The organism is Mesorhizobium sp. 43Arga, assembly GCF_053714255.1.
The window spans coordinates 499141-512874 of sequence record NZ_JBSKBO010000002.1; the positions used below are offsets into that span (position 1 = coordinate 499141).

Below are 13734 nucleotides of genomic sequence, written 5' to 3' on the forward strand. Positions count from 1 at the left end.
CAATCAAACCGCTGAACCGCCGTGGAGCGGCACGCGACCGATTGGAGTCGCAGCGCCGCACTATCTTTTTGTTTGAGCATCGGATCAATCCGAAAAGCGCGCCACGCACGCTTGCGCCTGACCGATCAGGCGCCGGTGATCAGCTTGCCGGCCTTGGAAATCCACGATCCGGCATTCTCGCGCGGCGAAAGCCCGTTGCTCTGCAGGAGCTTGTAGGAATCCTTGTACCATGGGCTGTCGGGATAGTTGGTGCCGAGCACTGCGGCTGCCGTCTGAGCCTCCGAGGTCAGGCCCATCGCGTAATAGCTTTCGGTGAGGCGGGCCAACGCTTCCTCGACGTGACGCGTGTTGGAATAGTTTTCCACCACGGTGCGAAAGCGCTTGACGGCGGCGATGTATTCGCGGCGCTCAAGATAGTAGCGGCCGATCTGCATTTCCTTGCCGGCGAGTTGGTCGTTGGCGAAGCGGATCTTCTCCTTGGCGTCGTCGACATATTCCGACGTCGGCCAGCGCGTGACCAGATCCTGCATCGTCTGCAGCGTCTGGCGCGCTTCCTTCTGATCCTGCGTCACGTCCTTGATCTGGCGATAGTAGCTCAGGCCGATAATGTACTGTGCATAGGGCGCGTCATCGGTGGACGGATAAAGCGCCAGATAGCGCTTGGCCGACGAGATCGCCTCGTCGTAGCTGCCCTTTCGATAGTCGGCGAAAGCGCCCATCACCATCGATTTGCGGGCCCATTCCGAATAGGGATGCTGGCGGTCGACGGCGTCGAACTTCTTGCTCGCCTCGTCCAGGCGCCCGGCATTCAAATTGGCGAGACCCTGGTTGTAGAGAACGTCGGCCGGCTCGGTCTGGTCGACATATTTCGACAGGTCGATGTCTTTCTCCGACGACATGCAGGCCGACAGAAAGAGCGATGGAACAACCAGCGAAAGCGCCAGGAGAACAGACCGCTGGGGCGCTTTCGATTGACCGACTCGCTTGAAGAACATGATTGGATTGCGCCCTTTCGGCGTTATTTTAGTGCCTCTTGCATGCTGTTGTCCCAAAACTGGTCCCCACTTTTGAGCGACATGCACTAATCGACGGCGCAGCCATAAACCATAACCGCCTTGCCCGGCAACGCTATCTCCGGGCAATCGCGCATTTTTGTGGCGGCGCGGCGACGCCGGCGCATCCCTGTAATTTCGCCGACCGATGGTGCATTCCTGCAACAGTTGGCATCCCGCCACAGGGAGCGAAGCGGTGCGGCGTTCAGATCATCCAGGGCGCGTAGAGCGGCGCATTGACGGCGCTCATCTCCGCCGCGCGGCCACGCTCGCGGCGTGTCGTCTCGACGATCTCGAAGGCCGTGCGGTCCGACAGCAGGCGGCGCAGCGCCGCTGCGTTCAGCCTGTGGCCGCCGCGATAGGAGCGGAAACAGCCGATAAAGCGGGCTCCGGCGAGAGCCAGGTCGCCCATGGCGTCAAGCGTCTTGTGGCGCACGAATTCGTTGGGATAACGCAGGCCGCCCATATTGATGACGCGGTGGTCGTCACCGATCACCAGCGAGTTCTCAAGCGAGGAGCCAAGCGCATAGCCGGCCGCCCACAGCCGCTCGACATCCTTCATGAAGCCGAAGGTGCGGGCGCGCGCGATATCGCGGCGGAAAATGTCGGCATTGAGGTCCGACGCAAAGAGCTGACGGCCGATGGCCGGGCTTTCGAAATCGATCTCGACCTCGAAGCGGGTGCCGTCATAGGGCCTGAACTCCGCCCAGGAAGCACCGTTCTCGATGCGAACCGGCTTCACGACCCTGATATAGCGCCGCTTGACCGGCAGCGTCTCGATGCCCGCCTGGTCGATGGCCTCCACGAAGGCCATGGCGCTGCCGTCGAGGATGGGAACCTCGTGGCCGTCGATCTCGATGAGAACATTGTCGATGCCGAGCCCGAACAGCGCGGCCATGATGTGTTCGACCGTGGCGATATGCTCGCCCGAGGGATCGCCAAGCATGGTGCACAGATCAGTGGCGCCGATCTCGGAAAACAACGCGCGGAACTCGCGGCCCTGCCCTTCGGCGCTGACCAGCTGGAACACGATGCCGGTGTCGGCATCCGCGGGCAGGAAACTGATGGAAACTTCTTTGCCGCTGTGAACGCCGGTGCCCGTAAGCGACGCGCGCGTCTTCACTGTCGTCTGATAGTCGTGCAAGACAATCCCCATAAGCCCGATATGCCTAGGTCCGCTTCTCCAGCCCGAGGGCGCGGCTCTTGTTAAATCGGCAGGCAGGGCCACTTCCCCGAAATCCCGGCAGACCGACTATGGTAGGCAGCGAAGATAATGTCCCGCCTGGGAGACTCCAAATCACGGTTTCTTACCCTTTGTAACCGCGGACCGGAGCGAGCTCCATATCGTAACTATTTGATTCTACAGAACTTAAAACGTTAACAGGCAAGCAATTCCTTGCCTGCCTGTTAACAAATGTTACAGTCCGTTAACCGCTCAGTTGGCCTGGCGGCGCAGGAACGCCGGAATCTCCAGCTGGTCGTCGTCCTGAGTCGCCCTGGTCTGCGGCGTCAGGCGGCCCTGGTCGTCCAGTTGGCCGCGGCGCGGCGCGTAGAGCTGGGCGTCCTGGCTGGCGAGACGGCGCACTTCGGGAGCGGCCTGGCGCAGCTTGGGCTCGCGCGGTTGTGCCGGCTGCAGCCTTGCAGGCTCCTCCTCGCGGCGGGTCAGGCCGTTGGTCAGGCGCTTCAACAGGCCCATCGGGCCGCTGTTGTTCTCGTGATCCACCGGGCGGCTCTTGGCGTCGACCTCGGCCTTCACCACCGGCGGAAAGTCCTCGACGCGCGGCATGCGCTGCGGTGCCATCGCCACCGGCTGCTGGACCTCGCGCAGCATTTCACGCGGCTGCGGGGCCGGCTGCATCTGCTGGACGACCGGCTGCGGCATTGGCTGCTGCGGCGGCGCCTGGAAGATCTTGCTCTGCGGGCGGAAATCGTCCGCATGGGCGACAGGAGCCGGACGGGCCTGCGCCATGGCGGCGGCGTTTGCCTCGGCGAGCTGGATGGCCTCGGCGACCGGGTCCGCGGCGCGCGGTTCGTAGACGGGCTGCTGGACCGGTGCCGGGCGGCTCTCCACGGCGGCCACCGCCGGACGGGCGGCCGGCTTCTGCGGAGCCGTACGGATCGAGATCGGCGCCGCGGCGATTTCAGCCGCCGACTTGTCGATGCCGGTGGCGACCACCGAGACGCGGATGACGCCTTCGAGTTCCTCGTCGAAGGTGGCGCCCAGGATGATGTTGGCGTCCTGGTCGACTTCCTCGCGGATACGGGTCGCCGCTTCGTCGACCTCGAACAGGGTCAGGTCGCGGCCGCCGGTGATCGAGATCAGCAGGCCCTTGGCACCCTTCATCGAGGTCTCGTCGAGCAGCGGGTTGGCGATGGCGGCCTCGGCGGCGGCCATCGCGCGGCCCTCGCCCGAAGCCTCGCCGGTGCCCATCATCGCCTTGCCCATCTCGCGCATCACCGAACGCACGTCGGCGAAGTCGAGGTTGATCAGGCCTTCCTTGACCATCAGGTCGGTGATGCAGGCGACACCGGAATAGAGCACCTGGTCGGCCATGGCGAAGGCATCGGCGAAGGTGGTCTTGTCATTGGCCAGCCGGAACAGGTTCTGGTTGGGGATGACGATCAGGGTGTCGACGCATTTCTGCAGTTCCTCGATTCCGAGGTCCGCCGTCTTCATGCGCCGCGCGCCTTCGAAATGGAACGGCTTGGTGACGACGCCGACGGTGAGGATGCCCTTTTCGCGCGCGGCGCGGGCGACGACCGGAGCAGCGCCGGTGCCGGTGCCGCCGCCCATGCCGGCGGTGACGAAGCACATATGGGTGTTGGACAGGTGATCGATGATCTCGTCGATGCACTCCTCCGCCGCCGCGCGGCCGACTTCCGGCTGCGAGCCGGCGCCGAGGCCTTCGGTGACATGCGCGCCGAGCTGGATCAGCCGGTCGGCCTTCGACATGGTCAGCGCCTGCGCGTCGGTGTTGGCCACGACGAACTCGACACCGCGCAAGCCCGCGGTGATCATGTTGTTCACGGCATTGCCGCCGCCGCCGCCGACACCGAACACGGTGATGCGCGGCTTAAGCTCGGTGATATCCGGCTTCTGCAGATTGATGGTCATTGTCTCCGTCCTTTGCCTTTCACGCCGCTTCGCCGCCGCGGCCGCCTATGGGGCTGTCCCCGTCAATTAGAAACTGTCTCTCAACCACTGACTCATGCGATGCAGTTTTCCACCCGTTCCAGTCATCCTGAGACCGGAAATGCCCTTTGCAGGATGGCTCTCGAAACTCGCCATCTGCGGATAGATCAGAAGCCCGACGGCGGCCGAGAAGGCCGGTCCCTTCGCCGCTTCCGGCAGGCCCGCCACGCCGAGCGGGCGGCCGATGCGCACATTGCGCCCCAGGATGCGGCGCGCCGCTTCCGGCAGACCGGCCAGCTGGCTGGCGCCGCCGGTGAGCACGACGCGCTTGCCGACCGCATTGCCGTAGCCCGACTTGTTCAGCCGGTCGCGCAACAATTCGAGCGTTTCGTCGATGCGGGCGCGCACGATGCGCGTCATCACCGAACGCGGGATCTGCAGCGGCACGTCGCCATCGTCGCCGATCGGCTGGATCGAGATCAGGTCGCGGTCATCGGCACTGCCCGGCAGCGCTGAACCATGCATCACCTTCAGGCGCTCGGCGGCGTCGAGCGAGGTCGAGAGCCCCTTGGCCATGTCGAGCGTGACGTGATTGCCGCCTATGGCGATGGCGTCGCCATGAACGAACTTGCCTTCCGAAAACACCGAGATCGTCGTCGTGCCGCCGCCCATGTCGATGCAGGCGGCACCCAGTTCCAGCTCGTCGTCGACGAGAGCCGCCAGCCCGCTGGCATAGGGCGTCGCCACCATGCGCTCGACCGACAGATGCGAGCGGTTGATGGAAAGTTCGAGGTTGCGCATGGGTGCTGCGTCACCCGTCAGCACGTGCATGTCGACGCCAAGCGCGTCGCCGACCATGCCGCGCGGATCGCGCACGCCGCGCTCGGCATCGAGCGAGAAGCCAACGGGCAGCGAATGGATCACCTCGCGCTCGGCCTTGAGCGCCTGCTTGGCGCCGGCGCCGAGCACGCGCTTGATGTCGGCCTCATCGGCCTCGTGGCCGCCAAGATTGATGGTCGCCGAGAAGGCTTCGCTCTTCAGCCGGCCGGCGGTCATGTTGACGATAAGCGAATCGACCGTCAGCCCCGCCATACGCTCGGCGGCGTCGACGGACAGGCGGATGGCATGCTCGGCCCGGTCGAGATCGACGACCACGCCCGACTTCACGCCTTGCGACTTCTGATGGCCGATGCCGATCACCTGGATCCGATGCGAGCGGCCGCGCAACAGCTTGCCGTCATCGTTCGGCTTGAGCTTGGCCACCATGCAGCAGACCTTGTTCGAGCCGACATCCAGCACTGTCAGAGTGCCGGACCGGCGCGACGAGGCATCGCCTGAACCGCCAAGCCAGCTCATATCTTCGTCTCCGACTTGCGCTTGAGGGTCTTCGGCTTCTCGTTGAGCGCGGCCTCGCGCTGCGTCGCCGCTTCGGGCGTCAGCTCCACGACCAACCGGTCTGTCAGGCGCATGTCGACAGCAGCGATATCGCGCGACAACAACCCCTTGTCCTTATCCATCTTGACCAGTTGGGCGAGTGCCTGGTCTTCCTCGTCCTCGGGCAGCTTGACGGTGATGCCGTTGTCGAGCTTCAGGTCCCAGCGGCGATCGCCAACGCGGATATAGCCTTTTACGCGGGTCGCAAGATCGGGGTATTTTTCGACCTTGGCCAGGAAGTCGGGGGCCCGGGCCGGCGCACCCTCGCCGATCAGCAGCGGCAGCAGCACCTGCTTGCCGCCAGAGAACGGCGCGATGACCGCGCCATCCTTCTCGATGACCGAGAGATCATTGCCCTGCTGCCAGAGCGCGAAAGCCTCACGCTCCTCGACGCGCACTTCCAGCGTATGCGGATAGACCTTGCGCACCGCCGCCACCTCAATCCATGGCAGACCGGAGATGCGCTCGCGCGCGGCCTCGGCGTCGAAGCCGATCAGCGAGGTCCAGCCATCGAGCTCGAGCCTGTCGAGAATGTCGATCTCGGAGGTCTGGCGGTTGCCGACCACCTTGACTTGGTCGACGGCGAAGCCGGTGCGGGCGGTGATGCTCTGAATGATGCCGTCGGCATGGCCACCGAGATAGGAACCATAGGCGCCGCTCGAAGCCAGCAGCACCGCCGACATCATCGCTGCGGAGAAGCGCGGCGCCTCGAATTCACCATCGCACAGGCGCGCCAGGATGCGCACCGGGCGGCGAAGCATGCGCGGCAGCACGAAATGGCCCGATGACAACGACAAGCCGAACAGCGACGGCCCGGCCGCGCCCTTCCCCTTGCCTTGTCCCCATTTCAACGCAGACACGAAGCGTCCTCCACCATCCAACTCAACAACTCACCAAACGAATGCCCGGCATGGGCCGCGATTTCTGGCACCAGAGACGTCGGCGTCATGCCCGGCTGAGTGTTGACCTCGAGCCATACAACTTCGCCATTTTCGGAGTGACGATCGTCATAACGGAAGTCCGACCGGGAAACGCCCCGACAGCCGACAGCTTGGTGAGCCTTGAGCGCCAGTGTCTGTATTTTTTGGTAAATATTCGGTGAAACTTTTGCGGGGCATTCGTGTTTTGATCCGCCCGCGACATATTTTGAATCGTAATCGTAGAAGGAATGGCCGGTCGGGATGATCTCGCAAACTCCGAGCGCCACATCGCCCATGACGGCGCAGGTCAGCTCGCGCCCATGGATGTAGCGCTCGACCATGACGGTATCGCCATATTTCCACTCGGAAGAGCCGACGACCTGCGGCGGATGCGACTGCCCCTCCGACACGATGACGACGCCAAAGCTCGATCCTTCATTGACCGGCTTGATCACATAGGGCGGCTTCATCGGATGCTTGTTCTGGATGGCGAAGCGATTGGCGACCTTCGATTCGGCGACGGGAACGCCGACCGATTTGACGATCTTCTTCGCCTGCTCCTTGTTCATGGCGAGCGCCGAGGCGAGCACGCCGGAATGGGTGTAGGGAATGCCGAGATATTCGAGGATACCCTGAATGGTGCCGTCCTCGCCGAACGGGCCGTGCAGCGCATTGAAGGCGACGTCAGGCTTGAGCTCGGCAAGCACCGAGCCGACATCGCGCCCGACATCGACGCGGGTGACCTGATAACCCTCATTCTCCAGCGCATCGGCACAAGCCTTTCCGGAGGACAGGGACACGGGCCGCTCGGACGAAAAACCTCCCAGCAGGACGGCCACATGCTTGCTTTTCATTCCCCGTCATCCCCTCTCACGGCGGACCAAAAACCAAGATTTCCGCAACATTGAGTCCGAGTCTCCCGGCAGGTTGCCCCCCAGACGGAAAACGCGGTAACGCGTCGAACGACTCAAATCAGGAAACGCTTTCCAGCAGAGAATCAGAGAGTTGATTCACTGGCAAGTGCTTATGATTCCGAGAGATTCACTTTCTGAGAAAATGGCCACGAAAACCGTGTCGCTGAGTCATTACAGCAACGGTTTCACGCGCTTTGCGAGCGCAATGAAGTTCATGCATCACATGAACTTCATCGCGGGTCAGAGAAGCTGACCCAGAAACTCCTGCACGGCATGTCCGGGCCGGAAATTGCCGATACGCTTGATCTCCCAGTGCAGCCGGATGCCTGAGTGCTCGAGCACCCGCGCGCGCACCGTCTCGCCGAGATATTCGAGGTCGTAGCCGGTCGCGGTTCCAGTGTTGATCATGAAATTGCAGTGCATGGGCGACATCTGCGCGCCGCCGATCATCAGGCCACGGCAGCCCGCCTTGTCGATCTCCTTCCAGGCCGACGTGCCTTCGGGATTCTTGAAGGTCGAGCCACCGGTCTTCTCGCGGATCGGCTGCACGGTCTCGCGGTGGTTCTGCACCGCGTCCATCGCCGCCTTGATCGTGGCCTTGTCCTCGGCAAAGCCTTCGAACACGGCCGAGGTGAAGATCAGTCCGGCAGGGGCCGCCGAATGGCGATAGGCATAGCCCATCTCGGCATTGCTCAGCGTCTGGACATTGCCCTTGCGGTCGACCGCGCGCACCTCGACGACGCGCTCGCGTGTCTCGACGCCGTTGGCGCCGGCATTCATCCTCAGCGCCCCGCCGACGGCGCCCGGAATGCCGTGATAGAAATGGAAGCCGCCAATGCCGGCTTCCAGCGCCAGGGCCGCGACACGCTTGTCGGGCGTGGCGGCGCCCGCCTTGATCCTGATCGGCGAAACGATCTCGGCCTCGCCAAAGCCCTTGGCCGAAAGCCGGATGACGAAACCTGGAATGCCGCCGTCCCTGACCAAAAGGTTCGAGCCGACGCCGACAATCGTCAGGGGGATTTCTTCGGGAACCGCGCGCAGAAACGCGGCAAGGTCTTCTTCGTCGGCCGGCTGGAACAGCACCTCGGCCAGGCCGCCGGCGCGGAACCAGGTGATCTTGTCCATCTCGGCATTCGGCGTGAGACGGCCGCGCAGGCCGGCAAGCCGGTCGCCGAGTCTGTCGATCAGGGCCTGGCCGTGCATCATGAGGCGGCGAGCTCCCTTGGCAGAGCATAGGCCCATTGAGTGATGTTGCCGGCGCCGAGGAAGACGACGAAGTCGCCTGGCTTGGCCAGATCGCGAATGATCGGCGCGATCGCTGTCGGCCCCTCTATATAGCGCGCGTCGCGATGACCGCCGGCGCGGATGCGCGACACCAGTTCGTCTGAGCTGACGCCGTCGATCGGGTCTTCGCCGGCAGCATAGACCGGCGCCACCATCACCGTGTCGGCGTCGTTGAAGCAGCCGGAGAACTCGTTGAACAGATCGTGCAGCCGGGTGAAGCGGTGCGGCTGGGCAATGGCGATCACGCGGCCCTTGGTGGCGCTGCGCGCCGCCTTCAGCACCGCCGAGATTTCGACCGGATGGTGACCGTAATCGTCGAACACATCGACGCCGTTCCAGGACCCGGTATGGGTGAAGCGGCGTTTGACGCCGGCGAAGGACGACAGGCCCTTCTTGATCGCCTCGCCGGACAGGCCGAGCTCATGCGCGACGGCGATCGCGGCGGTGGCGTTGGAGACGTTGTGGCGGCCGGGCATCGGCAGGCGCAGGCCTGAAATCGTGTCCTGGCTGCCGGTCTTGCGGTCGCGGATCACCACGTCGAATTCGGAGGTGGCGCCCGCCATGCGGTGGTTGGTGAAGCGCACATCGGCCTGCGCGTTCTCGCCATAGGTGATGACGCGACGGTCCTCGATGCGGCCGACCAGCGCCTGCACTTCCGGATGGTCGGTGCACATCACGCCAAAGCCGTAGAACGGCACGTTCTCGACGAATTGCCGGAACGCCTCGCGCACCTTGTCGAAGCTGCCATAGTGGTCGAGATGCTCGGGATCGATGTTGGTGACGACGGCGATGTCGGCCGGCAATTTGAGGAAGGTGCCGTCGCTCTCGTCGGCCTCGACCACCATCCACTCGCCGTCGCCCATGCGGGCATTGGTGCCATAGGCATTGATGATGCCGCCATTGATGACGGTCGGATCGAGACCGCCGGCTTCCAGCAAGGTCGCGACCATCGAGGTCGTCGTTGTCTTGCCATGCGTGCCGCCGATCGCCACCGCCTGGCGGAAGCGCATCAGCTCGGCCAGCATTTCGGCGCGGCGCACGATCGGCAGCAGCTTCTCACGCGCGGCCCTCAGCTCCGGATTGGTCTTCTTGATCGCCGTCGAGACGACCACCACCTCGGCATCGCCGAGATTCTCGGCCTTGTGGCCGACGAAGCATTCGATGCCCTTGTCGCGCAGCCGCTGCACATTGGCGCTGTCGGCTTGGTCGGACCCTTGCACCTTGTAGCCGAGATTGTGCAGCACCTCGGCGATGCCGCTCATGCCGATGCCGCCAATGCCGATGAAATGCACAAGGCCGATGGTCTGCGGCATCTTCATGGGTGCGTCCCCTTCCTGAAATCCGAAACGGTTTTTTGGGACGCAATAGCCTCTGTGAGATCGGCGAGCAACCGTGCCGCGTCCGGCCTGCCGGCCGATTTCGCGCCCGCGGCCATGGCCGACAGCCGCTCGGGATTGTCCATCAGCCCGCCAATGAGGGCCGCGATGCGCTCCGGCGACAGCGTCGATTGCGGGTGCACCTCGCCGCCGCCTGCGGCGGCAAGGGCCGCCGCGTTCGCCGCCTGGTCGTGGTCGAGCGCAAAGGGATAGGGCACCAGCAGCGCCGGCCGGCCGATGACGGCGATCTCCGAGACGGTGGAGGCGCCGGAGCGCGAGATCACCAGATGCGCCGCCGCCATGCGCGCCGCCATGTCGGTGAAGAAGGGCGAGACCTCGACGGCGACGCCAAGCGCGGCATAGGCCGTCTTCACCCGCGCCACGTCATCCGCGCGCGCCTGCTGAGTGATCACCAGCCGTTTGCGCTGTGCATCGGAAAGCAGCGCGATGGCTCCCGGCATGGCATCGGAAAAGAATTGGGCGCCCTGGCTGCCGCCGAACACCAGCAGGCGGAACGGCTCTTCCCCCGTCGATGCCACATAAGGCGTCCTGGCCGCTTCCAGCACCGCCGGCCGGACCGGATTGCCTGTCGTCACCGTCTTTTCGCCGGTGGCGCTCGTATCCTGCGGCAGGAAGCCGCCGGCGATGGCATCGACACGGCCGGCCAGCGCCCGGTTGGCGCGCCCCATCACCGCGTTCTGCTCATGGATCAGCGTCGGCACCTTGCGCCGCGTCGCCGCGTAGAGCGGCGGCAGGGTCGGATAGCCGCCGAAGCCGACCACCGCGTCCGGCTTGATCCTGCCGATAATGGCGGAGGCCTGGCGCACGCCGCGCCAGATTTTCCAGAAGGCGCCAAGCACGGCAATCGGATTCTTCGAACCCATCGTCGCCGACTGGATGGGATGGACGGCGACAGCCGGGAAATGGCCGGCAAAACGCTCGGCGCGGTCGTCGGTCGCCAGATGCACCGTCCAGCCGCGGCCGTTCAGCTCATGCGCCAGCGCCTCGGCCGGAAACAGATGTCCGCCGGTTCCGCCCGCCGCGAGAAGGATGACGCCCCTCGCCATGTCACTCCGCCGGCAAGGCGCGCTGCGGCAGCGCAAAACCCATCTGCTTGCGCTTCTCCGGCCGCTTTCGGGTCAGCGCCAGCACCATGCCCATCGAAATGGCGATGGCGATCTGCGAGGAGCCGCCATAGGAGATGAAGGGCAGCGTCATGCCCTTGGCTGGCACCAGCTGCAGGTTGACGCACATGTTGATCACGGCCTGCAGGCCGAACACGGTGACCAGGCCACCGACCGCATAGCGGGTGAAGTCGTCATGTTCCTTGAGCGCCGTGTTGAGGCCGCGCAGCACGATGAAGGCGAAGATCGACATGATGAAGAAACACATGATCAACCCGAATTCCTCGCCAGCGACCGAGAAGACGAAGTCGGCGTGGCTGTCGGGGATGACCCGCTTGACCGTGCCCTCGCCCGGCCCGACGCCGAACCAGCCGCCATTGATCAGCGCATCGCGTCCCATGTCGACCTGGAACGTATCGCCCTCACCGGTGAGGAACTTGTCGATGCGCAAGGCAACGTGCGGAAACACCGTATAGGCAGCGAAGACGCCGCCGACGCCGGCAGCGCCCAGCACGATGATCCACAGCCAGGGCAGTCCCGCCATGAAGAACATGATGCCCCAAGTGCCGGTCGTCAGCATGGTTTGGCCGAGGTCCGGCTGCGCCACCAGCAGCGACACGACCAGCACCAGGAGCAGCATGGCGAACAAATTGCCCGGAATGTCGGGCTGGCGCTTGTGCTCGGCGAACAGCCAAGCGCACATGATGACAAAGGCCGGCTTCAGGAATTCCGACGGCTGGATCGACAGGCCGGCGAGCGAGACCCAGCGCCGAGCGCCCTTCACCTCGACGCCGACATAGAGCACCGCCACCATCAGCACCAGCATCAGGCACAGCATGATCAGCGACATGCGCCGGATCTCCCGGGAATCGAGGAAGGAGACGGCCAGCATCACGCCGAGTGCCGGCACGGTGAAGATGATCTGCCTGGTGGCGAAGTGGAAACTGTCGAGGCCGATGCGCTCGGCCACCGCGGGACTGGCGGCGAAGGACAGGACGATACCGAGCCCCATCAGCGACAGGAACGCCGCCAGGAACCAGCGATCGATCGTCCACCACCAGGTTGCGACAGGACTTTTATCGAGACGGCTCTGCATTATCGTGCCCCTCCGATGGGTTTGACACCATCTATAGCGCTCGCAGCTTGCCTGAAGGCTTCGCCGCGAACTTCGAAATTCTTGAACTGGTCGAAACTGGCGCAGGCCGGCGACAACAGCACCACCACCTCGCCGCTGTGGTCCCTGGCCGCATCATGCGCGGCGTGCGCGACCGCTGCGGCCAGTGTGCCCGAGATCTCGTAAGGCACCGCCTCGCCCAGCGTCGCCGAAAAGGCGGGCGCGGCCTCGCCGATCAGATAGGCCTTGGCGATGCGCGGGAAGAAGCCGCGCAGCGGCTCGATGCCGCCTTCCTTGGGCAGGCCGCCGGCGATCCAGTAGATGCGCGGAAAGCTCGACAGCGCCGGCGCCGCCGCGTCGGCATTGGTCGCCTTGGAATCGTTGACGAACAGGACATGGTCCTTGCGGCCGACCTGCTCCATGCGGTGCGCGAGGCCCGGAAAACTTTCGAGCCCCGACTGGATTTCGCCGAGGTCGAGCCCGACCTTCAGGCAAGCGGCGACCGCGGCAAGCGCGTTCTGCGCATTGTGCTGGCCACGCAGCGAACCGATGCCTTCGAGGAAGGCGACCTTGCTATAGCGGCCGTGCACGGCTTCCATCAGATTGGTGCCGTCGGCGAAATAGCCGTCGGTCAGCGGCAGCCGCTTGGAAATACGAATGACCTGCCGCCCGGCCCGCTCCAGCCGCTCGGCGATCTGCGCGCACCACGAATCGTCGATGCCGATGATCGCCGTCTCGCTGCCCGCCACCAGCCGCTCCTTGATCGAGGCGTAGTGTTGCATGGTGCCGTGGCGGTCGAGATGGTCCGGCGTCAGGTTGAGCAGGATGCCGGCCGTCGGGTTGATCGAGGGCGCGAGGTCGATCTGGTAGGACGAACACTCAACGACGTAGTGGCGGTCGGGCTTCGGCGGATCGAGCGTCATCACCGCGCGGCCTATATTGCCGCCCATCTGGGTGTCGCGGCCTGCCGATTTGAGGATATGCGCTGTCAGCGCCGTCGTCGTCGACTTGCCGTTGGTGCCGGTGATGGCGATGAACGGCGCCGCCGGCGCCTGCAAAATCCGCTCACGGCAGAAAAGCTCGATGTCGCCGATGATCTCGACACCGGCGCCCTTCGCCAGTTCAACCGTCCAATGCGGCTTAGGATGCGTCAGCGGCACGCCCGGCGACAGCACGAAGGCCGAGAATTTCGCCCAGTCGGCGCCGCGCAGATCGGCGGTTGCGATGCCGGTGGCGGCTGCCTTGGCGACGCTGTCGGGATTGTCGTCCCAGGCAAGTACCTGCGCCCCACCCTCGATCAATGCCCGCGCGGTCGCGATCCCCGAGCCACCTAGGCCGAAGAGCGAAACGTGTTTGCCTGCGAAAGATGCGGCGGGGATCAAA

General features: G+C 64.5%; 11 protein-coding genes. All 11 read right to left on the bottom strand.

Features of this window, described 5'->3' with window-relative positions; translation table 11 throughout:
• Nucleotides 1–125: 125 nt before the first annotated feature.
• The 11 genes from ACWGS8_RS08895 to murD all read right to left on the bottom strand — a co-directional run bounded on the left by ACWGS8_RS08895 (nt 126) and on the right by murD (nt 13733).
• On the bottom strand, nt 126–995 hold the full coding sequence (locus ACWGS8_RS08895; protein WP_010910246.1) for an outer membrane protein assembly factor BamD: 870 nt from the start codon (nt 993–995) through the stop codon (nt 126–128).
• 262 nt (nt 996–1257) lie between these two features.
• Complete coding sequence (gene lpxC / locus ACWGS8_RS08900) at nt 1258–2208, bottom strand: UDP-3-O-acyl-N-acetylglucosamine deacetylase (protein ID WP_454580568.1); 951 nt, start codon at nt 2206–2208, stop codon at nt 1258–1260.
• 279 nt (nt 2209–2487) lie between these two features.
• On the bottom strand, nt 2488–4167 hold the full coding sequence (ftsZ, locus tag ACWGS8_RS08905) for a cell division protein FtsZ (protein ID WP_454580569.1): 1680 nt from the start codon (nt 4165–4167) through the stop codon (nt 2488–2490).
• Between the two features lie 66 nt (nt 4168–4233).
• Nucleotides 4234–5541: a cell division protein FtsA gene (ftsA, locus tag ACWGS8_RS08910; protein ID WP_454580570.1), complete on the bottom strand. Its 1308-nt coding sequence runs from the start codon at nt 5539–5541 to the stop codon at nt 4234–4236.
• On the bottom strand, nt 5538–6479 hold the full coding sequence (locus ACWGS8_RS08915; RefSeq protein ID WP_454580571.1) for a cell division protein FtsQ/DivIB: 942 nt from the start codon (nt 6477–6479) through the stop codon (nt 5538–5540). The genes ftsA and ACWGS8_RS08915 overlap by 4 nt, the downstream gene beginning before the upstream one ends.
• Nucleotides 6467–7393 (bottom strand): D-alanine--D-alanine ligase, encoded by a 927-nt coding sequence (locus ACWGS8_RS08920; RefSeq protein WP_454580572.1) that lies wholly within the window; start codon nt 7391–7393, stop codon nt 6467–6469. The genes ACWGS8_RS08915 and ACWGS8_RS08920 overlap by 13 nt, the downstream gene beginning before the upstream one ends.
• Before the next feature lie 300 nt (nt 7394–7693).
• Entirely contained in the window at nt 7694–8659 is a 966-nt protein-coding gene (gene murB, locus ACWGS8_RS08925; protein WP_454580573.1) for a UDP-N-acetylmuramate dehydrogenase, read from the bottom strand.
• Nucleotides 8656–10056, bottom strand: a complete 1401-nt coding sequence (murC, locus tag ACWGS8_RS08930; RefSeq protein ID WP_454580574.1) for a UDP-N-acetylmuramate--L-alanine ligase — start codon at nt 10054–10056, stop codon at nt 8656–8658. The genes murB and murC overlap by 4 nt, the downstream gene beginning before the upstream one ends.
• A complete protein-coding gene (murG, locus tag ACWGS8_RS08935) occupies nt 10053–11180 on the bottom strand; it encodes an undecaprenyldiphospho-muramoylpentapeptide beta-N-acetylglucosaminyltransferase (protein ID WP_454580575.1) in 1128 nt (375 codons plus the stop codon). The genes murC and murG overlap by 4 nt, the downstream gene beginning before the upstream one ends.
• A gap of 1 nt (nt 11181) precedes the next feature.
• On the bottom strand, nt 11182–12333 hold the full coding sequence (ftsW, locus tag ACWGS8_RS08940; protein WP_096447443.1) for a putative lipid II flippase FtsW: 1152 nt from the start codon (nt 12331–12333) through the stop codon (nt 11182–11184).
• Nucleotides 12333–13733 (bottom strand): UDP-N-acetylmuramoyl-L-alanine--D-glutamate ligase, encoded by a 1401-nt coding sequence (gene murD, locus ACWGS8_RS08945; RefSeq protein WP_454580576.1) that lies wholly within the window; start codon nt 13731–13733, stop codon nt 12333–12335. The genes ftsW and murD overlap by 1 nt, the downstream gene beginning before the upstream one ends.
• Nucleotide 13734 lies beyond the last annotated feature (1 nt).

Excerpts from the sequence above, each read along its gene's own strand:
- ACWGS8_RS08895 (WP_010910246.1), bottom strand. The coding sequence starts at position 995 with ATGTTCTTCAAGCGAGTCGGTCAATCGAAAGCGCCCCAGCGGTCTGTT.
- lpxC (WP_454580568.1), bottom strand. The coding sequence starts at position 2,208 with ATGGGGATTGTCTTGCACGACTATCAGACGACAGTGAAGACGCGCGCG.
- ftsZ (WP_454580569.1), bottom strand. The coding sequence starts at position 4,167 with ATGACCATCAATCTGCAGAAGCCGGATATCACCGAGCTTAAGCCGCGC.
- ftsA (WP_454580570.1), bottom strand. The coding sequence starts at position 5,541 with ATGAGCTGGCTTGGCGGTTCAGGCGATGCCTCGTCGCGCCGGTCCGGC.
- ACWGS8_RS08920 (WP_454580572.1), bottom strand. The coding sequence starts at position 7,393 with ATGAAAAGCAAGCATGTGGCCGTCCTGCTGGGAGGTTTTTCGTCCGAG.
- murB (WP_454580573.1), bottom strand. The coding sequence starts at position 8,659 with ATGATGCACGGCCAGGCCCTGATCGACAGACTCGGCGACCGGCTTGCC.
- murC (WP_454580574.1), bottom strand. The coding sequence starts at position 10,056 with ATGAAGATGCCGCAGACCATCGGCCTTGTGCATTTCATCGGCATTGGC.
- murG (WP_454580575.1), bottom strand. The coding sequence starts at position 11,180 with ATGGCGAGGGGCGTCATCCTTCTCGCGGCGGGCGGAACCGGCGGACAT.
- ftsW (WP_096447443.1), bottom strand. The coding sequence starts at position 12,333 with ATGCAGAGCCGTCTCGATAAAAGTCCTGTCGCAACCTGGTGGTGGACG.